Here is a 22,473-nt window from a genome sequence, read left to right on the forward strand (position 1 = left end):
GTGATCCCCTCACCGACGCCTGCGAGGTGAGCTGTCGGGTTCGGGCCGGTTGAGTTGCCCGGCCGCGCACGCTCGCCTTTCGGCTGACGTTGCGCGGCTTCACCCCAAGCCGGTTCCGGACGCACGCCCCCGAAGGGCCGCAACTGCCGGACCCGGCACTTACCTTGGGTCCCCCGCTCCTGCCTACGGCGCTTGACGCGACGACTGTTCCTTGCGGTCGCTGGCAGGATTCGGCGTGCCGACCGCAAGAGCCCGCTGTGGCGAGCGGTCACGACCGTAAACAGGTGATTGCCCGAATTTCAAAGACGATCAGGGGGTCTGTGATTCATCTCCCACATAGATCAAAACGGGCATTCAGGGGCGAACCGTGACCCGAACTGCCGCTACTTTTCGCCCGTTTCGGCACCGACTTCGAGGGTCTGACCGGGAAGGATAAGGTCCGGGTCAGTTCCGACCGTGACCTCGTTCTCGGCGTACAGCTCCCGCCACCCGCCATCCAGGCCGAGCGAGTTCACGATGCGCGTCAGATTGTCGCCCGCACGGACGGTGTACGCGCCGTCCGCGACCTCTCGCGCCGCGTCGCCGTCACGGGAGGCGTGACGGCCGGAGGGCGTGGAGTCGACGCGGGAGCCGTCGGCCGCGTCCGTGCCCGCGTCGGCGTCAGCGTCCGCATCGGCACCCTCGTCGGCACTGGTGCCTCGATGGCGGCCGGTGCCGCTTTCACTGTCATCGGCAGCCGAAGAGCTGTCGCTCTGTGCTGACTTGTCCGAGTTGGCGCTGCCGGAGTCCGTGGTGTCGTCCGAGTCGGTGCCGGTTTCGGCCTTGGTGGAACCTTCGAAGACACCAGGGGACGATTCCGGCGATTCTGATGTTTCGGACGATTCGCTCGACCTGCCGGCTCCACCGGAGCCGGTGGAGCCGGTCGAATCGGCGGACTTGGCCGAGTCTGTCGACTCGGCCTCGTCGGTGGAAGTGGATGAATCAGACGAACCGGACGAGTCAGATGAACTGCCCGACCCCGCCGAGCCGTCCGCGACGCCCGTGTCCACGTCGGCGGAACCGGAGTCGCCGCCGAGATTGTGGAGCAGTCCGCAGGTGGACCAGACACCGACGCCCTGGTCGGCGAGCACCTTCTCGGCCACCGCTATCTGCTGGGAACGGCTGGCCTGGTCGGCGGTTGTCGCGTAGTCGAGGCCGCCGTACTTCTCCCAGTTCGCCTGGGTCAGCTGGAGGCCGCCGTAGCGCCCGTTCCCGGTGTCCGCGCTCCAGGAGGCGCCGCTCTCGCACTCCGCCACCTGGTCCCAGGTGGTTCCGCTGGCCGCACTCGCGCCGGTGGCGCCGAGGAGTGGGATCGCGATGGCCGAGCCGGTCACGCCGGCCGCGACGAGGAGGGCCGGAGCCTGACGGGGGCGACGGTGACGACCGTTCCCGGAGAGCATGCGGTTGCCTTTCACACGACAGCAGGGGCCTGTGCGACGGGTGTGGTGACCCCTTCGCACTGACGTGTGAACGTATCGGCAGTCGATCAGTTGTCACAAGTTAATGCAGCACAGATCACGTGAAGATCACAGAGTTGAGGGAGTGTCATCTTCTGCCGCGGAATGGGGTACTGCTACGGGCCGCCCGGGTACTGCTACGGACCGCTTACGGGCCGCTCCTGCGGGGTGAATTGCACCGGAAGCGTGCGCAATCCACGCATGATGAGCCCTCCTCGCCACCTCAAATCGGCTGAATCCACTGCAAGTCGCAGATCGGGGAGGCGGGTGAGGAGCGTCGCCAGCGCGGTCTGGCCTTCGAGGCGGGCGAGTGGGGCGCCCAGGCAGTAGTGGATGCCATGGCCGTAGCCGAGGTGCTGGTTGTCGCGGCGGGAGAGGTCGAGGGTGTCGGGGTCGTCGAAGCGGGCCGGGTCGCGGTCGGCCGCCGCGAGTACGACGAGGACGGGGTCGCCGGGGGCGATGTCCTGCCCGCCGATGGTGAGGGGTTGGGTCGCGAAGCGCCAGGTGGCCAGCTCGACGGGGCCGTCGTAGCGGAGGAGTTCCTCGACGCCGGTTTCGAGCAGCGCGGTCTCCTGGGCGTCGAGGGAGGCCTGGAGACGGGCGCGCTGCTCGGGATGGGTGAGAAGGGCGTACGTGCCGTTCCCGATGAGGTTGACGGTCGTCTCGAACCCGGCGAACAGCAGGATGAACGCCATCGCCGCGGCCTCGTTCTCGGTGAGGTGCTCACCGTGGTCGGAGGCGCGGATGAGCGCGGAGATGAGGTCCTCGCCGGGGGCGGGGTGCTCGGTGAGGCCTTCTCGCTTGCGGCGGATGAGGTCGCCAAGATAGCCGCGCATCTTCTTCACCGACCGCGCGACACCGCCACGCGGGCCGCCGCCGTGCCGGATCATCATCCCCGCCCAGTCCCTGAAGTCGTCCTGATCCTCCCGGGGGACGCCGAGCATGTCGCAGATCGCGTAGATGGGGAGGGGGAAGGCGAACTCGTGGATGAGATCGGCTTCGCCCTTGTCCGCGAACTGGTCGATGAGGTGATCGGTCAGCTCTTGGACCCGGGAGGCGAACTCGGCGACCCGGCGAGGAGTGAACGCCTTGGAGACGAGGCGGCGGAGACGGGTGTGATCCGGCGGATCGATGTTCAGCAGATGCGTCATCAACTCGGCCTTGCGCTCACCGGGGATACCCGTCTTCCCCTTGGCGTGCGCGGGCTCGTCGTGATGCGCCGGGTTCTTGGAGAGACGTCCGTCGGCGAGGGCCTGCTTGGCATCGGTGTAGCGGGTGACCAGCCAGGCCTCCACACCACTGGGGAGGCGTGTCCGGTGGACGGGGGCGTGGTCTCGGAGCCAGGCGTACGCCGGGTAGGGGTCGGTGGCGAACTCCCAAGTGAAGAGATCGGGCGCGCCGGTTCCCGGGGAGGTGGCGGGGGTGGATGCGGGCTGGTTGGTCACTCGTCGACGGTATCTGGCCTTTCCGGGGCCTCCGCCTCCGTCCCCGGTACTCGGTCAGGCAGGAGCACGACGCGGCCGCTCGCGGGGTCGAAGCCCAGTACCGGACAGTCGTCGGCGCCCTCCGGGCACATCAGGACCGGCTTGCCGAGGCGGTGACCGATGGAGCGCAGGAAGCCGCAGAACGCGTCGAGCCGGTCCTGGCCCTGCAGCTCCAGCAGGGCCACGTCGAAGTCGATCTCCTCGTCCGAGTAGAAGCGGAAGATCGCCAGCATGTCCTCCGTCGGCCAGACCCTCAACTGGGGGCATTCGGCGTCGAGTGGCCGCGCCAGTATGCGCACGGCTCTCGGCAGCGCCGACGTCGTGGTGCCTTCGATGTACTCGTGCCTCCAGCCGCTCCGTGCGACGAGATCGAGGAGCGCTTGCCAGTCCTCCGCCGAGGCGTCCAAGACGTGTAGGTCAGGCAGCGAACCCATCAGCTCAAGGTCGAAGTTCTCCTTCACGTCGTCCCAGAACAGGTCCGGGGTCCCGTCGGTCGTCCGCATTCCAGCGAGTCAGGCCTCGTCGCTCTCCTCGTCGGTGTCCTCGTCCGTCTTCGCCTTCGCCTTCGCCCCTGTGCCCACCCCTTCCACGGCGCGGATCGCGTCCCGGTACGCGCGGGCCGCCGCGCGTAGTGCCGCCTCCGGGTCGATGCCCTCGGACTCGGCGTGGGCGGCGAGGGTGAGAAGTTCGTAGCCGATGTCGTCGCCGGGGGGTATCGGGACGTCGAGCCCTGCGGTGCGGACGCGGGAGGAGAGCTTGGCGGCCAGGGCCAGGCCGGGCTGGCCGAGGGGTACGCCGTCGGTGACCGACTCGCGTTGCTTCTCGACTGCCTTGGTGCGGAGCCAGTGCGCCTTGACTTCCTCCGGCGTCGTGGCCGTCGCGTCGCCGAAGACGTGGGGGTGGCGGTGGATGAGCTTGGTGATGATGCCTGCGGCCACGTCGTCGATGGAGAAGGGGGTGTCGGGGTCGTCCTCGGCGATGCGGGCGTGGAAGACGACCTGGAGGAGGACATCGCCCAGTTCCTCGCGGAGTTCGTCGCGGTCGCCCTCCTCGATGGCCTCGACGAGTTCGTACGCTTCCTCGATGCCGTACTTGGCGAGGCCCTTGTGGGTCTGCTGGGAGGACCAGGGGCATTCTGCGCGGATCCGGTCCATGACCTGGATGAGGTCGAGGAGGCGGGCGCCGGGGAGGTCGTAGGAGGCGGGGAGGAGCTCCAGGGACGGCATCCGGACGCGGCCGGAGCCGGCGAGGCGGGCGAGGCCGTCGGTGAGGCGGGATTCGCCCTCGGCTGTGGCCACCACGAGCACCGTGCGGTCGCCGGCGCAGGCGTCGACCAGTTCCTCGGCCGTCGGGGTCGCCTGCTCCACCGTTGTGCCGGCCTCGCGGAGATAGGGCAGCTGGGGGTGTGCCTCGTCCGCACAGAGAACGCGGTCCGCCCCGTGCAGTGCCTGCCACGCGGGCCAGGAGAGCAGGCCGGGCGCGACACGGTGGCTGGTGGTGAGCAGGACGACTCGGCCGGGGCCAGGGGTGGCGTCCGTGGTCTCGGGGGCTGTGGTCTCGGGGGTCGTGGTGGCGGGGGCGCCGTCGGGGCGGTGTGCGTTCACCCCACGAACGTAACCCACGTCACGGACGACCCCCGAAGTTATCCACAGGCTGGGGGCGCGGGCACCCCGCTACGCCGACTCCTGCGTCCCCGTCCCGGTGACCTCCTTCAGCCACGGTGTCTTGGCGTCCAGCAGACCGACCCGGCCGGATGTCGGGTCGACGCCCCAGCTGCCGTAGCGGGGGTTGAGGTCCACGTCGAGTTTCTTGGAAGCCTCCGAGAGGGCCTTCCAGAAGACGATGCCACCCTCCTGGGTGTTGAGGTCGGCGCCGAGGGAGGCGGCGAGTTTCTGGACCTCGACGTCGCTGCGGAGGCTCTCCTCGAGCTGTTCGGGGGCGACGCTGTAGCGCTGCAGGTAGGCCGTTTCCAGGGCCTCGGCGCCGCCGGCCTCCGCTTGCAGGTCGGAACGGTACTTCTGGACTTCCTTGCGGGTGACGGTCGCGCCGGCGTCCTCGAGTGCCTGGTCGAGGACCTTCTCCAGGACCATGCCGTTCAGGGTGTTGCGGGTGAGGGCGCCGCTCTGGGCTACGACCTGCTGGTACTGGTTCTGGTCCACGCTGGCGGTGCGCTGGGCGGTGCGCACCTCGTTCACCCGGTTCTCCAGTTGCGCGACCGTGATCCGGTCGTCGCCGACGACGGCCGCCGCGCCGGGATGCGCATCACTTCCGCAGGCGGTGAGGAGCGGGGCCGCGGCGGTGATCGCTGCGGAGAGGAGGAGCGCGGTGCGACGGCGGCGGTGCAAGTGGGCCTCCCGAGGAGATTGTGCGGCGGTGCACAAAGTCTTGCGGTGATCGATGGTAGGCAGTGGCCCTGCTCTCGGCCAGCCATTCGACCAACGATTCACGTCGACTTCGGGCACCGTCGCACCGGGACCGTGCCACCACCGGCCCGCAGCCACGGCCGCTCCGACCGCGGCACGGCGCGGATGCCCGCCCGGCGTCGGGCGGTGGTCGTCGCCCGATTCACCCCACGATCGCCACCGGGGCGTCCCACGCGTTGCGGTCCACGGTGATCGTGTAGCCGCCGCGGGTCTCCTTGCTGTTGACCATGTACTGGTGGGCGCGGTGGTGCCCGGTGTACAGCTTCGGGTCGAAGGGCCAGTCGGTGGTGGTCGTGTTGACCTTGTCCCACTTGGCGTACCAGAGGTTGCCCGGCAGGTTCGTGCGGTCGGTGGCGGTGGCGACGGCCTTGGCGCTGGAGCTGCTGAAGCCGTAGAAGCCGGAGCGGTACTGCTTGGCTTCGAGTGCCTTGTGCCAGGAGCGGATGTAGGTGAGGACGGCGTTGTTGCAGGCCGTGTTCGTGGTGTCGTACGCCTCCATGTCGAGGTAGAGCGCGCTGCCCGGCTTCATGCCGAGGGCGGCGGCTTTGGCGACGGCGTCAGCTCCGTCGGCGGCGCCCTGGGAGGCGGCGGTCGACGCGGTGATCACCTCGGGGCTGGAACCGGTCTGGCAGGGCGGCTGGGCGCCGACGTAGAGCGGGACGAGCTTCCAGCCGAGGGTGTTGACGGCCTTCACCCAGGAGGCGGTGAGGTTGGGCTGGGAGCAGCCGCGGTTCTTGCCGCCGACGTAGACGGCCGCCGCGCCGTAGAGGCCGCCCTTCCAGGCCTTCATCGCGGCCGGGGAGGGTGCCGTGCAGGTGTCGAAGGCGCGGCCCGTGTAGACCTTGGCGGTGGGCCAGGCGGTGGTCGTGGCCAGGGAGTTCTGCGCGGCGAGCCCGGCTCCGGCGAGGACGGCGGCACCGGCGGCGGTCCAGGCGATGTATCTGCGCTTCCTGGACTGCCGGTGGCCGGCCGTGCCGGACTGCCGGTGGCCGGCCGTGCCGGACTGACGGTGGCTCGCCTTGCCGGATTGACGGTGGCTCGACTGGTTGTCGGACATGAGTGGCCCCACCCCTTGATCGTTGTGTGCGCACAGCTAAGCGGTGTCGTCTCCGTGTTCGGGAAACCCCGCCTCTCGGCCCTGGCAAACTTCGGCCAAGGTGGCGCAAAACATGCGATCCGCCGCCTGGGTCGGCCTCAGCCGCGCACCTGCCCCAGCCACTGCAGCGTGCGCCGGACCTCGCCCGCCAGCGGATGGCCCGGCCCCCGCAGTCGTTCCACGTCGAGCAGCAGGCGGCCCAGGGTCTCGTGGGCGGCGCCGCGGTCGCCGAGGGCGAGGAGGAGGTGGCCTATGCGGCGGCGGACGTCGAGGGAGAGTTCGGGGTCACCGCCGACGTACTGGTTCTCGTAGTACGGCAGCAGGGAGCGGTACTCGGCGAGGGCCGCGGCCGGTTCGCCGAGTTGTTCGAGGCACTGGGCGGAGTCGTAGCGGAAGCGCAGTGCCTGGGGGTCGGCCTGGCCGGCCTCGGTGGCGCGCTCGTCGGCGAGGCGGCGCAGCTCGGGCAGGGCGCGGCGGTACTGGCCGTCGTCCATGAGGGTGGCCGCGTACTGCTTGCGCAGGGTGCGGACGACGGGTGAGTGCTCGCCGTGCTGGGCGGCGGCGGCCGGGAGGATGGCGCCGAGGATGTCGACGGCCTGGGTGATGCGGCCCTCGCCGAGGAGCCTCTTGACCTCGTCGACGGCGCCCGCCACGTCGGGCTTGTCGGCCGCGGGCGCGGCGTCGGGCGCGGCGGACGGCTGCGGCGCGGGTATACGGGCGCGGTCCGGCCAGGGGGCGTGCGGGCGCAGGAAGGGGCGCGTGGGGTCGAGCGGGGAGCCGGTGGGCATACCGCGCGCGGGCAGCAGCGGGAGCAGTTGCTCGTACGTCTCCTGCGCGGAGGACGGGCGGTGCTGCGGGTCCTTGGAGAGCAGCCGGAGGACCAGGGCCTCCAGGTTCTCGGGCACCTCGGGGCGCAGTCGACGGACGGGGACCGGCGGCTCGTAGAGGTGGCGGTGGAGGACGCCGAGGGCCGTGGAGCCCGTGAACGGGACGTTGCCGCTGAGCAGTTCGTGTATCAGCACACCGAGGGCGTACAGGTCGGTGTACGGGCCCACCGCGCCGCCCATGGCCTGTTCGGGGGCCATGTACGCGGGGCTGCCGATCGGCGAACCGGTGTGGGTCAGGCGGGTGGTGTCGGTGTCCATCACGGAGGCGACGCCGAGGTCGAGGACGGTGACCGTGCCGTCCTGCTTGACCATGACGTTCCGCGGCTTGAGGTCGCGGTGGATGATCGGCACCGCGTGCACCGCGGACAGCACGGCGCACAGCTGGGCGGCGACCGAGACGGTCCACTGCCACGGGTACGGGTCGTGCTCGGCGAGGTGGTCGGCGAGGTCGGCCCCGTCGACGTACTGCATGACGAGGAACAGCTCCTCGCCCTCGCTGCCCGCGTCGTGCACGGTCACCAGGCCGGGGTGGTCGACCTGGGCCGTGACGCGGCACTCGCGCACGAAGCGGCGACGCAGCTCGTCGGCCTCCTGGCCCGCGACCTTGTCCGGGCGCAGCAGCTTCACCGCAACGCGCCGGTCGAGGCGCTGGTCGTACGCCGTCCAGACCTGGCCCATGCCGCCCTGTCCGATGATCGTGGACAGTTCGTAGCGGCCGGTGATCAGGCGTCCGGCGCCCTGTCCCTGGATCACCGGTCACCTTCGTGATTGCGGAGATAGTCACTGAGCTCGTCGAGCTCGGCGCGCACCTGGTCTATGCGGGCGGGCCCGGGGCGCTGCGGCTCCGGCGCCGACTGGGGCTGCGGCGGGGGCTGCGGCTGCGAGTGCTGCGGCTGGACGGGCGGCTGCGGGACCGGCGGGGCGGGGGTGTAGGGCTGGGGGACCTGGACCGGCGGGTAGCTGTACCCGGTCTGCTGCGAGTACGCCGTGGTCTGGGCGTACGGCGACGGCGGGGCCGTCCGGGAGCGGCTGAAGTGACGTATGTCCGCGTACAGGTAGTACGCGACGATCGCCGCGAGTCCGCCGAGGAGCAGCGACATGCCGACGTCGCCCTTCCAGGTGGTGAACTCCTCCTCGCCCGGGTCCGTGCCGATGATGTAGAGCGTCACGATGATGTGGACTATCGCCAGAGCGAACAGCCACCAGTCGCGGGGCCTGCGGGTCACCGAGGCGAGCCGCAGCAGGCAGGCCCAGGCGAGCAGGCCACAGCTCATGACGGCGACCACCACGAAGATCACACGGAGTGTGACCTGGCCCCCTTGGTCGGGGCCGGGGGGCGGTGTCGGCGCATAGCCGTGGCCTTGCATGGCTGCTCCTGAGGGCCTGGTGAGAGCGGACTTACGATGTCGTCCCGAGGGTATCGGTCGACCACGACATGAGGTCCAGGGTTGTGGACAACCGTTGTAGTACCGCAGTGCTGGTCACGCCGCCGTAGGCGGAGCGGTTCCGTCCGGTAGACGTGATCGTAGGGGGAGTTCGCGGTGTCGGGCCGCCGCGACCGTGCTGTCCGCGGGCTCAGTCCGGGGCGACCGTACCGTCCGTCAGTCCGTCGTACATGCCGCGCACCAGGCGTTCGCCGAGGCGGCCGGCCTGGCGGAGGGTGTCCTCGAAGGCGGCGAGGGCACGGAACCGTTCGCCGTAGCGGCGCTGCTGGTCCAGGGGGAGCCGGGGCAGTTGGAGGCGGCGTACGTCGAGGCGGGTCGCGGTGGAGGCGTAGCTGCTGGCCTGGCGGCTGTTGGCGCTGCCGCGCAGGAAACCGGCGACGAACCACGCGTCGAGCGCGGCCCGGTCCGGGCGCAGCAGCGTGAGGTTGCGGCCGAGGGCGGCGCCCGCGGTCTCCTCGTCGATCACGCGCGCGACCCCGCCGCCGCCGAGGACGGGGACGACGACGTCGCCGGGCTCCACGAGCACGGGGTCCTCGCCGCTCTCCGGCAGGGTTCCCGAGGGTGCCGTGCCGGCCAGGACGTCGTGATCGGTGAGCACGCGCGTGTGGGGGCCGTGCCCGCCCGTGCGCAGCACCAGGGCTCCCCCGCGCGCGAGTTCGCCGACCGTGGTGAGCGGCCAGCGCGCGGGCCGTGCCTCCGCGGCGAGCGGGGGTGTGAGGTCGGCGGTCAGGCGGAGGGTCTCGCCGAGGCGTTCGCGTACTGCGGTCAGCTCCTCGGCGCCGCCGCCCGCCGCCGGGGGCGGCAGATGCCGGGCGGGGGCCAGGTCCACGTCGTCGTCGAGCAGTTCGATGACCGGCACCGAACGGCTGAGCCCCGGCCGCTCCGCCACCTCGCCCGCCCGGTCGAAGGGCCGCCAGGCGTCGAGCACGGCGGTGCGCACCGCCGCCCAGTCGAACCCGCTCCGCCCCTCGGGCACGAGCCGCCCGGTGTCGACGAGCAGCAACGCGGGCGGCACGGACGCCTTCCCGGGCCGGCGCAGCACCCACAGGTGCAGTGGGATGTTGTACGGGGGTGCCGCGCCGACCGGCAGGGCGATCACGGCGCGCAGGGCGCCCCGGCGCAGCAGGTCGGCGCGGATACGGCGCCCCGAGCGGCGGCTCGCGGCGGCAGGAGGCATCAGCAGGACGGCGGTGCCGCCGTCCTCCAGGCGGGCCAGCGCGTGCTGCACCCAGGCGAGTTCGGATTCGGTACGGGCCGGGAAGCCGTACTCCCAGCGCGGGTCGTAGGCGAGTTCGTCGTGGCCCCAGTTGCGCTCGTTGAACGGCGGGTGGCACAGGACGGCCTCGGCCCTGAGGTGCTCGTAGGCGTCCGTGCGGAGGCTGTCCCCCGGGGCGGTGCGGACGGTGCTCTTGGTGCGCAGGGCGAGGCGGAGCGCGGTGAGGGCGGCCAGTTCGCGGGAGCTGTCCTGGCCGTACAGCTCCTGGTCCGGGCGGGCGGCGACGGCACGCAGGAGGGCGCCGGTGCCGCAGGCCGGGTCGAGCACCGAGCGGGCGGGCCCGGCGAGTTCGGCCATCAGCTCGGCGAGTTCGCCCGGAGTGAGCGTGTATTGGCGTGGGTTGGCGTCGAGGTGCCGGGCGAGCAGGAACTCGAAGGTCTGCCGCGCTCCCAGGTCGGCCGCGAGCTCGGTGGCGCCGCGCAGCAGCGGGATCGAGGGCAGGAACTCGGCGGGTGTCGTGGCGGGCACGGCGGGCTCGTGGACCGAACCGAAGCGTGGGGTGAGGACCTCACGGAGCGGGTCGGGCAGGAGTAGGGCCAGCTGCTCGTCGTCGGGGCAGGCGCTCAACTCCAGCCAGGCCAGGGGCCGGTCGTGGAGGTACAGCAGGGCGCAGCCCGCGTGCACCAGGGCGGTGACGGGGCCCTCCGGGTGGCCGGTGACCTGCTGCCAGACGCGCTCCTTGAGAGGCACCTCGGCGAGCTTGCCCTGGTTGCGCAGCCACTCCTCGACCTCGCTGAGCGCGAAGGCCGGGCTGGTCTCGGTGCCGCCGACCGGTTTGGGGAAGTCGGCGTGGCGTCGGCGCCAGTTGCTGACGGCGGCGCGACCCACCCCGGCGAGCCGCGCGATGTCCGCGGCGGTGACCTCTGTCCCGTTCCCCTGCACGCGCCCGGCTCCCCTCGTACCTGGTCTGTGGCGTCGAGCATACCGACGCACGCAAGATCTACCCATACACATCGTGTACACACTCAATCTTGTGAATCGCGTTGACTCGGTTCACAAGCTCTGCTGTCATTGACTCATCGAACAACGGACCACCCGATCCGGGTGGTCACACGTCGGCTGCGCTGTCACAACCGGGGGGAGGAGCATGGCCAGGGGAATGAAGCCCAGCTCGCGGCGTACGCAGCGGTCGGTCTCCTCGTCATCGGTGTGGTCTCGACGAACGCCGGGAGCGGTGACACCACCGAGAACGGCAGCGGTTCAGCCGACCCGCTTCAAGGCCTTTGTGAACAGTCACGGCACCACCGCCGAGAGAACCGCCGTCTCACATGTCACCGAGGTTCACAGGCCGGCCCCACCGGCGGGCGACACCGACTCCGCCGGCGAACAGGCCGGCACCCGCACGTACTGACGCGCACCGCTCACCGACGACCCGCGCGGCAGCACCGCTCATCTCACTCATTCGATTCCCAGGGGGGAACTCCCATGCGTCGCACCGCACTCGCCGCTCTCTGCATCGCCACCGCTGCCACCTTCTCGCTCACCGGCTGTCTGCCCGGCGAGGACAACGCCGACGGCCCGTTCGCCGGGCTGACCGGCGGCGAGATCGCCGACAAGGCCGTGAAGACCACCTCGGACGCCGACTCGCTCCGGATGAAGGGCGAGGTCCAGGACAAGTCCGACGGCGGCACGGTCCAGATGGACATGGCGATGAACAAGAAGGGCGACTGCGCCGGCACGCTGAGCATGAACGGCGAGGGCGAGGCCGAGCTGATCAAGGTCGGCGACACCATCTACATGAAGTACGACGAAGCGTTCCTGCGCGCCCAGTCGAAGGACTCCTCCAAGGAGGAGGCCGACATGGTCGTCGACATGCTCGCCGGCAAGTGGACCAAGACGTCCGCGACCGCCGAGGACTCCAAGGACATGGCGAGCTTCTGCGACCTCGACACCGTCCTCGCCGACTTCGAGGACGTGAACTCCGACGCCACGCGCGGCAAGACCTCCGAGGTCGACGGCACCCCCGCGATCCTCCTCGACGAGAAGGACGGCAAGGACCGATACACCCTGTACGTCGCCACCGAGGGCAAGCCGTACCTCCTGCGGGTCGTGAGCAAGTCCGCCAACGAGCCCGGCGACCTCGTCTTCACCGACTACGACAAGCCGGTTCCGGCCGAGGCTCCCAAGGGCAAGGTCATCGACCTGGACGAGGACTTCAGCTGACGCACCTCCCCGCACCCTCCCCGCAGGGCGGCACCGCGAAGGCCTCAGTCCGCGTGGAAGCGGGCCGGGGCCTTCGTCGGGTTGCCGCCGGTGGGGAGTTTCTGCTCGGGGCAGGTGGTCAGGACGCGCTTCATGGCGGCCTGTTCGGCGGAGGTGACCCAGAGGCCGTACTTCGCCTTCACGGCGACCTGAGCGGCCACATAGGTGCAGCGGTACGCCTTGTTGGGCGGGAGCCAGGTCGCCGTGTCACCGTCGCCCTTGCTGCGATTGGTGCTCGAGTCGACCGCGAGGAGGTTGAGCGGGTCGTTGGCCAGGGCTATGCGCTTGCTGTCGTCCCATTGCTGGGCGCCCTTCTGCCAGGCGTCGGAGAGGGCCACGATGTGGTCCACGTCGATCTTGCTGCGGCCCCGGACGTACGGCACGTCCCCGCCGGTGTACGGGTCCGGGTCGAGCACGCCGGAGGCCACCGTGCAGTCGTCGTCCCGGAACTTCACGTCTTCCAGGTCGCGTTTGAGTACGTCGTCGCGGGTGTCGCAGCTGTTGGAGTCCGTGTCGGCCCAGGGGCTGCCGAACTCACCGCGGTCGTAATTGGTCTTGGGCGCCCGCCCCTTGACGGTCAGCGCCTCCGCGGCGGCGAACGCGGCGCCGCCGCCCCCGCCGGGGTTCTCCTGCGGTCCGGCCGAGCCACCCGTGTTGTCCAGTTCGCAGCCGGTCGCGGCGACCAGCACCAGAGCGACGGCGGCGACCCCACCCCTCAGACGCACCACGCGACACCTCTTTCCTCTGCCTGTACTGCTCTTACGCGGTCCTGCGCGGGTTCCCCGGTCCTACCTGGTCAACACCGTAGCGGCCGCCGGATACGGCCAGACCGGCACCCGGCAGGCATCAGGTGCACACCGGGCGTATCTCCGGGGGCGAGCGGGTGAGCACTCGAAGGAAATCCGCCAGGAATCGCCAGAAGTCGTTCACCTGTTTCCTGTGAGGAGGCCCCGTCGTTCACGCCGGGGAGGGATCGCATCCGGGTGTCGCGACGCGGAGCGTCGCCGCATCCGGTCCAGGGCGCGGAGCGGGCGGGGGCCGGACATGCCCGTTACACCCACCGGCTGCGCGTGTCGTCCGCTGCCCGGACCGCCCTCGCCCTGACCCTCCCGGCCTACTGGTCCAGGAGGGGGCATCCACGACAACCGCGCCCGCTACGACCCCAGAATCGAAGCCAGGAACTCCCCGGTCCACCCCAGCAGATCCCGGCCGACCAGCGGCTTCCCGCCCACCTTCGCCGTCTTCGGGCGGGGCACCAGCACCTGGTGGGCGGCCGGCTTGATGACCGTGCCCGGGTACAGGCGCTTGAGGCGGAGCTCCTGGGACTCCCGCAACTCCACCGGGGCGAAGCGGATGTTGGCACCCTGGAGGACGATGTCGCCGACGCCGCAGGCCCGGGCGAGCATGCGCAGGCCGGCGACGAGCAGCAGGTTCTCCACCGGCTCGGGCAACTTGCCGTAGCGGTCGACGAGTTCCTCGCGCACCGCGGCGATGTCGGCCTCGGTGTTGACGGAGGCGATCGCCCGGTACGCCTGCAACCGCAGCCGCTCGCCCGGCGCGTAGTCGTGCGGGACGTGCGCGTCGACCGGCAGCTCGATCTTGACGTCGAGCGGCGGCTCCTCCTCGATCTCCCCGGTCTCCAGCTGCCGCCGGTAGTCCGCGACGGCCTCGCCGACCATGCGGACGTACAGGTCGAAGCCGACGCCCGCGATGTGACCGGACTGTTCGCCGCCCAGCAGATTGCCCGCGCCCCGGATCTCCAGGTCCTTCATCGCCACGTACATGCCCGCGCCCATCTCCGTGTGCTGGGCGATGGTCGCGAGGCGCTCGTGAGCGGTTTCCGTCAGGGGCTTCTCGGGCGGGTACAGGAAGTACGCGTAACCCCGTTCGCGGCCTCGGCCGACCCGGCCTCTCAGCTGGTGCAACTGCGACAGGCCGAAGGTGTCTCCCCGCTCCACGATCAGCGTGTTCGCGTTCGAGATGTCGATACCCGACTCCACGATCGTCGTGGACACGAGGACGTCGAACTTCTTCTCCCAGAAGTCGACGACGACCTGTTCCAGGGCCTGTTCCGACATCTGGCCGTGGGCCGTCGCGATGCGCGCCTCCGGGACGATCTCGCGCAGCCGGGAAGCCGCGCGGTCGATCGACTCCACCCGGTTGTGGATGTAGAAGACCTGGCCCTCGCGCAGCAGTTCGCGGCGGATGGCCGCGCCGATCTGCCTCTCCTCGTACGGGCCGACGAAGGTGAGCACCGGGTGGCGCTCCTCCGGCGGGGTGGTGATCGTCGACATCTCGCGGATGCCGGTCACCGCCATCTCCAGGGTTCGCGGGATCGGCGTCGCGGACATCGTCAGCACGTCCACGTTCGCGCGGAGCTTCTTCAGCTGCTCCTTGTGTTCGACGCCGAACCGCTGCTCCTCGTCGACGATGACCAGCCCCAGGTCCTTGAACCTGGTCTCGGACGAGAAGAGGCGGTGGGTGCCGATGACGATGTCGACCGCGCCCTCGCGCAGGCCCTCCAGCGTGCCCTTGGCATCGGTGTCCGTCTGGAAGCGGGACAGGGCCCGCACGTTCACCGGGAACTGCGAGTACCGCTCGCTGAACGTGCCGAAGTGCTGCTGGACCAGGAGGGTCGTCGGGACCAGCACGGCCACCTGCTTGCCGTCCTGGACTGCCTTGAAGGCGGCCCGGACCGCGATCTCCGTCTTGCCGTAGCCGACGTCGCCGCAGATCAGGCGGTCCATGGGGACCGTCTTCTCCATGTCCTCCTTGACCTCGGCGATCGTCGTCAGCTGGTCGGGCGTCTCCGCGTACGGGAAGGCGTCCTCCAGCTCCCGCTGCCAGGGCGTGTCCGCCCCGAACGCGTGGCCGGGCGCCGCCATCCGCGCGCTGTAGAGCCTGATGAGGTCGGCGGCGATCTCCTTGACCGCCTTCTTCGCCCGCGCCTTGGTCTTCGTCCAGTCGGCGCCGCCCAGGCGGTGCAGGGTCGGGGCCTCGCCACCGACGTACTTGGTGATCTGTTCCAGCTGGTCCGTCGGGATGTAGAGGCGGTCGCCGGGCTGGCCGCGCTTGGCGGGGGCGTACTCGACGACCAGGTACTCACGGGTCGCGCCCTGCACGGTCCGCTGGACCATCTCGATGTAGCGGCCGACACCGTGCTGCTCGTGGACGATGTAGTCGCCCGGTTCGAGGGTGAGCGGGTCGATGGTCTTGCGGCGCCGGGCGGGCATCCGGGCGCCGTCCTTGCCGGCCGCCTTCTGCCCGGTGAGGTCGGTCTCGGTGAGGACCGCCAGCTTCAGGGACGGGTCGATGAAGCCGTAGTCGATCGAGCCGCACGCCACATGCACGACCGACGGGGAGATCTGTCCCAGTTCGGCCTCCAGACGGGCCGCGATGCCCTCGCCGCCGAGCACCTCGACCGTGCGGGCGGCCGGGCCGTGCGCCTCGGTCACGAACACCGTGCGCCAGCCGTCGGCGAGCCAGCCCTTGGTGTCGGCGAGGGCCTTCGCGGTGTCACCGCGATAGGTCTCGGGGGCGTGCATGCCCAGCTTGAGGGTGCCCGCGTCGAGCTCCTCGTCGGCCGCGAACGGCGACACCGACCACCACATCATGTCCAGCTCACGGGCCCGGTCGCGGACGTCCGCGATGGACCGGAGGGAGGCCGCGCCGACGTCGATGGGCGCCTCGCCGCCACCGGCGGTCGCCGCCCAGGACGCCTGCAGGAACTCCTGCGAGGTGGCCACCAGATCCGCCGCCCGCGTCCGCACCCGCTCCGGGTCGCACACGATCGCCATGGCGCCCTTCGGCATGACGTCGATCAGCAGTTCCATGTCGTCGACGAGGACCGGAGCGAGGGATTCCATCCCTTCGACGGCGATACCCTCGGCGATCTTGTTGAGGAGTTCACCCAGCTCCGGATGGCGCTCGGCGAGGGCACGCGCGCGGGCGCGTACGTCGTCGGTGAGGAGGAGCTCACGGCAGGGCGGCGCCCACAGGCCGTGTGCGGCGACCTCCAGGGAGCGCTGGTCGGCGACCTTGAAGTACCGGATCTCCTCGACGTCGTCGCCCCAGAACTCCACCCGGAGGGGGTGCTCCTCGGTCGGCGGGAAGACATCCAGGATGCCGCCGCGTACGGCGAACTCGCCACGCTTCTCGACGAGTTCGACGCGGGAGTACGCGGCTGCCGCCAGGGCCTCGACCGTACGGTTCAGGTCGGCCGTCTCGCCCGTGCGCAGGGCGACCGGTTCCAGGTCTCCGAGGCCCTTGACCTGGGGCTGGAGGACCGAGCGGACCGGGGCGACGACCACCGAGACCGGGCCGGTCTCCGGGTCGTCCGGGCGCGGGTGGGTCAGGCGGCGCAGTACGGCGAGGCGGCGGCCTACGGTGTCGCTGCGCGGGCTGAGGCGCTCGTGCGGGAGCGTCTCCCAGGCCGGGTACTCCACGACGCCGTCCGGGGGGAGCAGCGAGCGCAGGGCCGCCGCCAGATCCTCGGCCTCGCGGCCCGTCGCCGTCACGGCGAGTACGGGGCGGCCGGAGTCCCGCGTGAGGGCGGCCACCGCGAAGGGGCGGGCCGCCGGGGGGCCCACCAGGTCGATGTGGGTGCGGCGGCCGTCGGCTGCCGCCCTGATCGCCTCCGCGAGGGGGGCGTCCTTGACTACGGCGTCTAGCAGACCGTGGAGGCTCATTCGGGGCGTTTCCCGTCCGGGTGGGCAAGGTGTGGGGCTACTGGCTTGGGGGCTGGCTGTGGGGCTACGGCTTGGGGCTGCTGGGGCAACACGAACGCCCGGACTCGTGTGACGGGCCGGGGGTGTCCAGGGTACGACGCGCGGTGTGGGGGCTGTGGACAACCTTGGTCTCACCCCCGCCGGCCCTACCCGTCCCTCCCCCACTCCCGGCTTCGCCCGAGCGGCAGGTGCCCCCATCCAGGGACGCTGCCCCTTCGACCCCGGGCCCTGTGCGTTTGAGCGTTTGAGCGTTTGAGCGTGCGGGAGCGTCGTGGCTTGTCGTGCAGTTCCCCGCGCCCCTGAAGAGCAGGGGCTGCGCCCCTTCGATGAGGGCGCGCCTAATCTTTAGGGCACCTCTCACCTGTCCCAGACCGAACGCGAGTGCCGATGCCCCCAACGACCCAGCCCCCGGCGCTCATACCGTCGCCGGTCACGGCATCGGTCTCTCCCCCGGCCCGTGACCGGCGTTTCCCATCCGAGCGGCGCGAGCCGTACGTGCTGGCGGTCGTGCTGTTCGTCGCGTACGCGGCGGTGTCGATCGGGCGGTACCGGCGGATGGGGACCCGTTCGTACGACCTGGGGATCTTCGAGCAGACGGTGCGGGCGTACGCGCACTTCCAGGCGCCGATCGTCGAGCTGAAGGGGCCGGGGTACAGCGTTCTCGGGGATCACTTCAGCCCGGTCACCGTACTGCTCGCGCCGTTCTACCGGGTGTTCCCCTCACCCGTGACGCTGCTCGTCGCGCAGGCGGCGCTGTTCGCGCTGTCGGCGGTGCCGGTGACGCGGGCGGCGGCGCGCCTGTTGGGGCGGGCGCGAGGGCTCGCGCTCGGGGTGGCGTACGGGCTGTCGTGGGGGCTGCAGAACGCCGTGGACTTCGACTTCCACGAGATCTGTTTCGCGGTTCCGCTGATCGCGTTCTCCCTGGAGGCGCTGCTACGGCAACGGTGGCGTGCGGCGCTGCTCTGGGGGCTCCCGTTGGTGCTGGTCAAGGAGGACCAGGGGCTGACGCTGGCGGTCATCGCGGCCGTCGTCGCGATACGGGCCCGGCGGCACGGCGCGTCCCGGGTGGTGCCGTACGCCCTCGCGGTCGCGTCGTTCGGCGCGGCCGCCACGCTGCTCACCTTCACCATGATCATCCCGGCCTTCAACACCGCCGGTTCCTCCGACTACCTGACCAAGGTCGGCGGCTCCGGCCCCCTCGACGGAGTGGACACCAAGATCCGCACCGTCCTCTGGCTACTCATCCCGACCAGCGGACTGCTCGCCCTGCGCTCGCCGATCCTCCTCGCCGTCCTCCCCACCCTGGGCTGGCGGTTCGTCTCCTCCGACCACCACTACTGGGGCACGGCGTGGCACTACAGCGCCGTACTGATGCCGATCGTCACCCTCGCGCTCGTCGACGCGCTCCCCGCCGCCCGCCACAGCTCCCGCCCGTGGCTGCGCTCGTACACCTTCCATCTGCCCGCCGCCGTCCTCGCGGCCTCGCTCGCGCTGACGACCGCGCTGCCGCTGGGCACCCTGACCGAGGCCGCCGCCTATCGTGTCCCGGCCGAGGTCAGGGCCGTGGAGAGACTGCTGGACACCATTCCCGACGGGGCCACCGTCGAGTCCAACATCGGCCCCATCACCCGGCTGACCTCCCGCTGCCGCGTCTTCTGGATGGGCCGGACCAAGGGCCTCGCCCCCGACTACATCGTCTTCAACAACTCCTCGCGCTGGGTGAAGGACGTCCCCGGGTTCGCCCGTCAGCTGCATCCGCGGGACGAGTACGTGCTGCGGGGCGTCATCCAGGGGTACGTGCTGCTGGAACGTACGTCCCCCGAAGACACGACCCTCTGAACGCGTCCTCCTGAGACGGGTGGAGCCCGGCGCCCGGAAGCCTCCGCTTCCCGACGCCGGGCTCTCCCCCGGTTTCCCCCGTGCCCAGTGGCCGACGGCCACTCGGTGGCTACTCGGTGGCGATCGCGTTCAGTACGTTCATGCGGCCCGCCCGGAACGCCGGCACCAGCGCGGCGAACAGGCCCACGAAGGCCGAGCCGATGAAGACCCCGATGATCGTCGGCCATGGGATGTCGAGGACCTTCAGGCCCTCCAGGGCGAGGAGCTGCTGGGCGGTGGCGCCCCAGCCCATGCCCAGCCCCAGGCCGAGCAGCGCGCCGAAGAGGGCGATGACGACCGACTCCAGGCGGATCATGCGGCGCAGCTGGCGGCGGGAGAGGCCGATGGCCCGCATCAGACCGATCTCGCGCGTCCGCTCGACGACCGACAGGGCCAGCGTGTTCACGACGCCCAGGATCGCGACGATGATCGCGAGGGCGAGCAGGCCGTAGATCATGTTGAGGAGCTGGTCGATCTGGCCCTTGAGTGCTTCCTTGTAGTCGGTCTGGTCGCGGACCTCGTACTGCGGGTAGTCGTGCAGCGCGTCCTTGAGGGACTTGTACGCGGCCGCGTCCTGGCCGTCCTTCGCCGAGGCGAAGAGCAGCTGGTCGAGGGGCATCTTGTCGGCGGGGACGTACTTGGCCATCGTGTCGATGGAGGTGTACATGGCCCCGGCGTCGATGACGACGTCGCTGCTGGTGATCGCGCGGACGGTCAGGTCGGCCGTGGAGCCGTCCCTGAAGTCGACGGCGATCTTGGAGCCGAGTTCGATGCCGTGGTCCTCGGCGAACTTCTCGTGGACGGACATCGAGTCGGGCTTGTAGGCGTCCGGCAGCTTGCCCGCGACGACCTCGGTGGCGAGGTCGGTGGCGTAGCTCGGGTCGGCGGCGGTGATGGCCGTCTTCTCGAGCGTCTTGCCGTCGGGGGTGGTGAAATCGGCCTCGGTCCACTTGTACTGGGTGAGGCTCTTGACGCCCTCGGCGGAGCGCGCGGCCTCGACGGCCTGCGGGGTGATCAGCTGGCCGGTGTCGGACTGGATGATGAAGTCCGTGCCGACCGTCTTGTCGAGCTGCTCGGTGGCCGAGGCGACCATGGAGGAGCCGACGACCGACAGACAGGCGACCAGGGCGAGACCGATCATCAGGGCGGCGCCCGTGGCCCCCGTACGGCGGGGGTTGCGCAGTGCGTTGCGCTCGGCCATCCGGCCTACGGGTCCGAAGGCCCGCAGGACGACCGCGCCCAGCACCTTCACCACGGCGCCGGCGAGCAGCGGGCCGATGACGACGAAGCCGATGAGGGACAGGACGACCCCGCCGCCCAGCCACATCGAGCCCTCGCTCGCCTTGTCGGCGGCGGCCGCCAGATACAGGCAGTAGCCGCCGGCGCCGGTCAGGAGCAGGCCGATCACGGCCCGTACGATGCCGGCCTTGGCGTCCAGCGGGGCGCCGGCGTCGCGCAGGGCGGCCATCGGGGAGACCTTGCCGGCGCGCCGGGCGGGCACGTACGCGGCGAGGACGGTGACGACGATGCCGAGGAGCAGGCCGACCGCCGGGGTGGTCCAGGCGATGGTGAGGTCGTCGGTGGACAGGTTCATGCCGGTGGCGCTCATCAGCTTCATCAGGCCGATGGCGAGGCCCACGCCGCCGGCGACGCCGAGGATGGAGCCGAAGACGCCGAGGAGCAGCGCCTCGACGAGGACCGACCGGTTGACCTGGCCGCGGCTGGAGCCGATGGCCCGCATGAGGCCGATCTCGCGGGTCCGCTGGGCGACCAGCATCGAGAAGGTGTTGATGATCAGGAAGATGCCGACGAGGAAGGCGATCCCGGCGAAGCCGAGCATCGCGTACTTCATCACGCCCATGAACTCGCCGACGTCCTTGGCGTTGGCGTCCGCGATCTCCTTGGCGGTCTGCACCTTGTAGGCGCCGCCCAGTTCGGCGGAGACGCTCTTCTTCACCTGCGCGTCGGTGAAACCGGCTGCGGCGGTGATGTTGACATTGGTGTACACACCGGTCTCGCCGACGAGGGTCTTCTGGGCGGTGGCGGTGTCGAGGTAGAAGATCGCGGCGCCCGGGTTGGTGACCTGGAACTCGGCGATGCCGGAGACCTTCGCCTCGTGCGTGCCGACCGCCGTGATCACACCGATCGCGTCGCCGAGCTTCAGGTCGTGCTTGTCGGCGGTGTCCGCGTCGACCACGATCTGGTCGGGACCGCGTGGCGCGTTGCCGGACGAGATCTTCATGGTCCGGGCGTCGTTGGCGTTCCAGTTGCCGACGATGGTCGGGGCGCCGCTGGTGGGCGAGAGGCTGTCCTTGTCGCCGTCGACGACGGTGACCGAGGTCGTGAAGACGGTCCCCTCGGCCGACTTCACGCCGTCCGCGCCGCCCACCTTGTCGACGACGGACGCGGGCATGACCGGCGGCTTGCCGTTGTCGGACTGCGTCTCACCGCTGTCCGAGGCGCCCTTGGCGCTGACCGTGACGTCGGAGGAGGTGGCCGCGAACAGCTTGTCGAACGTCGTACCCATCGTGTCGGTGAAGACCAGGGTCCCCGTCACGAACGCCACCGACAGCATGACCGCGATGGCCGACAGCGCCATCCGTCCCTTGTGCGCGAAGAAGTTGCGCATCGAGGTCTTCATGACGCTCATGACGTACGTCCCCGCGCGTCGAAGTCCTTCATGCGGTCCAGCACGGCGTCGGCGGTCGGCTTGTACATCTCGTCGACGATGCGGCCGTCGGCCAGGTACAGCACCCGGTCCGCGTACGAGGCGGCCACCGGGTCGTGGGTGACCATCACGATGGTCTGGCCCAGCTCGTCGACCGACCTGCGCAGGAAGCCCAGGACCTCGGCGCCGGCCCGCGAGTCCAGGTTGCCGGTCGGCTCGTCGCCGAAGATGATCTCCGGCCGGGCGGCCAGCGCCCGGGCCACGGCGACGCGCTGCTGCTGGCCGCCGGAGAGCTGGGTGGGCCGGTGCTTGAGCCGGTCGCTCAGGCCGACGGTGTCGACGACCCGCCCCAGCCACTCCTTGTTCGGCTTCCGCCCGGCGATGTCCATGGGCAGGGTGATGTTCTCTATCGCGTTCAGCGTGGGCAGCAGGTTGTACGCCTGGAAGATGAACCCGATCCGGTCCCGGCGCAGCTGCGTGAGCTTCTTGTCCTTGAGCCCGGTGATCTCGGTGTCGTCGAGGTAGATCTGACCCGACGTCACGTTGTCGAGTCCGGCGAGGCAGTGCATGAGGGTGGACTTGCCGGACCCCGAGGGACCCATGATCGCGGTGAACTGTCCCCGCGCGATGTCCACATCCACCTGATCGAGGGCGACGACACGGGTCTCACCGGACCCGTACGCCTTCACGACCTGCCGCGCCCGCGCGGCAACGGCCGTAGTCCCTCCAGTACCCCCGTGCCTGGTGATGGTCACAGCCGATGTCACGGTATGTCTCCTAAGTCGGTCAGCGGATGCCGCTGTCGAAGAAGTTCGAAGTGGTGCGTCACTGACGTGCGAAGCGGTACGTCGATGAGTCTGGCCCCCGGAAGGGGTCCGGCGCGCTGGTGCC

Annotated in this window: 15 protein-coding genes and 1 riboswitch; of the genes, 2 read left to right on the forward strand and 13 right to left on the reverse strand. The window is 70.4% G+C overall.

Annotated elements, in window-relative coordinates; genetic code table 11:
- Position 1: 1 nt before the first annotated feature.
- Positions 2 to 201, reverse strand: a riboswitch (cyclic di-AMP (ydaO/yuaA leader).
- A 182-nt stretch (positions 202 to 383) separates the two neighbouring features.
- The 9 genes from ACFU53_RS18020 to ACFU53_RS18060 all read right to left on the reverse strand — a co-directional run bounded on the left by ACFU53_RS18020 (position 384) and on the right by ACFU53_RS18060 (position 10,989).
- The gene (locus tag ACFU53_RS18020) at positions 384 to 1,439 is read right to left on the reverse strand and encodes a transglycosylase family protein (RefSeq protein ID WP_383992722.1); all 1,056 of its coding nucleotides are present in this window, start codon (positions 1,437 to 1,439) and stop codon (positions 384 to 386) included.
- Positions 1,440 to 1,633: 194 nt separating this feature from the next.
- Positions 1,634 to 2,941: a cytochrome P450 gene (locus ACFU53_RS18025; protein WP_383992724.1), complete on the reverse strand. Its 1,308-nt coding sequence runs from the start codon at positions 2,939 to 2,941 to the stop codon at positions 1,634 to 1,636.
- Positions 2,938 to 3,483, reverse strand: a complete 546-nt coding sequence (locus tag ACFU53_RS18030; RefSeq protein WP_383992727.1) for a hypothetical protein — start codon at positions 3,481 to 3,483, stop codon at positions 2,938 to 2,940. Before ACFU53_RS18030 ends, ACFU53_RS18025 begins: the two co-directional genes overlap by 4 nt.
- 9 nt (positions 3,484 to 3,492) lie before the next feature.
- A complete protein-coding gene (locus tag ACFU53_RS18035; protein ID WP_383992729.1) occupies positions 3,493 to 4,584 on the reverse strand; it encodes a nucleoside triphosphate pyrophosphohydrolase in 1,092 nt (363 codons plus the stop codon).
- A gap of 69 nt (positions 4,585 to 4,653) precedes the next feature.
- Complete coding sequence (locus ACFU53_RS18040; RefSeq protein WP_383992733.1) at positions 4,654 to 5,325, reverse strand: SurA N-terminal domain-containing protein; 672 nt, start codon at positions 5,323 to 5,325, stop codon at positions 4,654 to 4,656.
- Positions 5,326 to 5,545: 220 nt separating this feature from the next.
- A complete protein-coding gene (locus tag ACFU53_RS18045; protein ID WP_383992736.1) occupies positions 5,546 to 6,460 on the reverse strand; it encodes a glycoside hydrolase domain-containing protein in 915 nt (304 codons plus the stop codon).
- Positions 6,461 to 6,597: 137 nt separating this feature from the next.
- Positions 6,598 to 8,091, reverse strand: coding sequence for a protein kinase (locus tag ACFU53_RS18050; RefSeq protein ID WP_383992780.1), 1,494 nt, complete (start codon positions 8,089 to 8,091; stop codon positions 6,598 to 6,600).
- A 44-nt stretch (positions 8,092 to 8,135) separates the two neighbouring features.
- Positions 8,136 to 8,753: a hypothetical protein gene (locus ACFU53_RS18055; RefSeq protein WP_383992739.1), complete on the reverse strand. Its 618-nt coding sequence runs from the start codon at positions 8,751 to 8,753 to the stop codon at positions 8,136 to 8,138.
- A 208-nt stretch (positions 8,754 to 8,961) separates the two neighbouring features.
- A complete protein-coding gene (locus ACFU53_RS18060) occupies positions 8,962 to 10,989 on the reverse strand; it encodes an N-6 DNA methylase (RefSeq protein WP_383992741.1) in 2,028 nt (675 codons plus the stop codon).
- A 543-nt stretch (positions 10,990 to 11,532) separates the two neighbouring features.
- Between ACFU53_RS18060 and ACFU53_RS18065 the strand changes: the two genes are divergently transcribed.
- A complete protein-coding gene (locus ACFU53_RS18065) occupies positions 11,533 to 12,270 on the forward strand; it encodes a hypothetical protein (RefSeq protein WP_383992744.1) in 738 nt (245 codons plus the stop codon).
- A 44-nt stretch (positions 12,271 to 12,314) separates the two neighbouring features.
- Here the strand turns inward: ACFU53_RS18065 and ACFU53_RS18070 are convergent, their stop codons facing one another.
- A complete protein-coding gene (locus tag ACFU53_RS18070) occupies positions 12,315 to 13,037 on the reverse strand; it encodes an HNH endonuclease family protein (RefSeq protein ID WP_383992747.1) in 723 nt (240 codons plus the stop codon).
- A gap of 426 nt (positions 13,038 to 13,463) precedes the next feature.
- A complete protein-coding gene (mfd, locus tag ACFU53_RS18075; protein ID WP_383992750.1) occupies positions 13,464 to 16,997 on the reverse strand; it encodes a transcription-repair coupling factor in 3,534 nt (1,177 codons plus the stop codon).
- 426 nt (positions 16,998 to 17,423) lie between these two features.
- On the opposite strand from mfd, the gene ACFU53_RS18080 reads away from it, so the two are divergent.
- Positions 17,424 to 18,875 carry a DUF2079 domain-containing protein gene (locus ACFU53_RS18080; protein WP_383992753.1) on the forward strand — a complete coding sequence of 484 codons (1,452 nt, stop codon included), beginning with the start codon at positions 17,424 to 17,426 and terminating at the stop codon, positions 18,873 to 18,875.
- A gap of 109 nt (positions 18,876 to 18,984) precedes the next feature.
- On the opposite strand, the gene ACFU53_RS18085 is transcribed toward ACFU53_RS18080, so the two are convergent.
- Together ACFU53_RS18085 and ACFU53_RS18090 are read right to left on the reverse strand one after the other, a co-directional pair.
- Positions 18,985 to 21,564: an ABC transporter permease gene (locus ACFU53_RS18085; RefSeq protein ID WP_383992755.1), complete on the reverse strand. Its 2,580-nt coding sequence runs from the start codon at positions 21,562 to 21,564 to the stop codon at positions 18,985 to 18,987.
- Positions 21,561 to 22,349 (reverse strand): ABC transporter ATP-binding protein, encoded by a 789-nt coding sequence (locus ACFU53_RS18090; protein ID WP_383992758.1) that lies wholly within the window; start codon positions 22,347 to 22,349, stop codon positions 21,561 to 21,563. Before ACFU53_RS18090 ends, ACFU53_RS18085 begins: the two co-directional genes overlap by 4 nt.
- Positions 22,350 to 22,473 lie beyond the last annotated feature (124 nt).

The sequence above is a fragment of the Streptomyces sp. NPDC057474 genome (assembly GCF_042802555.1).
Classification (GTDB): Bacteria; Actinomycetota; Actinomycetes; order Streptomycetales; family Streptomycetaceae; genus Streptomyces.

What these genes read in the sequence shown, in the direction of transcription:
- ACFU53_RS18020 (WP_383992722.1), bottom strand. Translation starts at nt 1,439, where the DNA reads ATGCTCTCCGGGAACGGTCGTCACCGTCGCCCCCGTCAGGCTCCGGCC.
- ACFU53_RS18030 (WP_383992727.1), bottom strand. Translation starts at nt 3,483, where the DNA reads ATGCGGACGACCGACGGGACCCCGGACCTGTTCTGGGACGACGTGAAG.
- ACFU53_RS18045 (WP_383992736.1), bottom strand. Translation starts at nt 6,460, where the DNA reads ATGTCCGACAACCAGTCGAGCCACCGTCAATCCGGCAAGGCGAGCCAC.
- ACFU53_RS18055 (WP_383992739.1), bottom strand. Translation starts at nt 8,753, where the DNA reads ATGCAAGGCCACGGCTATGCGCCGACACCGCCCCCCGGCCCCGACCAA.
- ACFU53_RS18065 (WP_383992744.1), top strand. Translation starts at nt 11,533, where the DNA reads ATGCGTCGCACCGCACTCGCCGCTCTCTGCATCGCCACCGCTGCCACC.
- mfd (WP_383992750.1), bottom strand. Translation starts at nt 16,997, where the DNA reads ATGAGCCTCCACGGTCTGCTAGACGCCGTAGTCAAGGACGCCCCCCTC.
- ACFU53_RS18080 (WP_383992753.1), top strand. Translation starts at nt 17,424, where the DNA reads ATGCCCCCAACGACCCAGCCCCCGGCGCTCATACCGTCGCCGGTCACG.
- ACFU53_RS18085 (WP_383992755.1), bottom strand. Translation starts at nt 21,564, where the DNA reads ATGAGCGTCATGAAGACCTCGATGCGCAACTTCTTCGCGCACAAGGGA.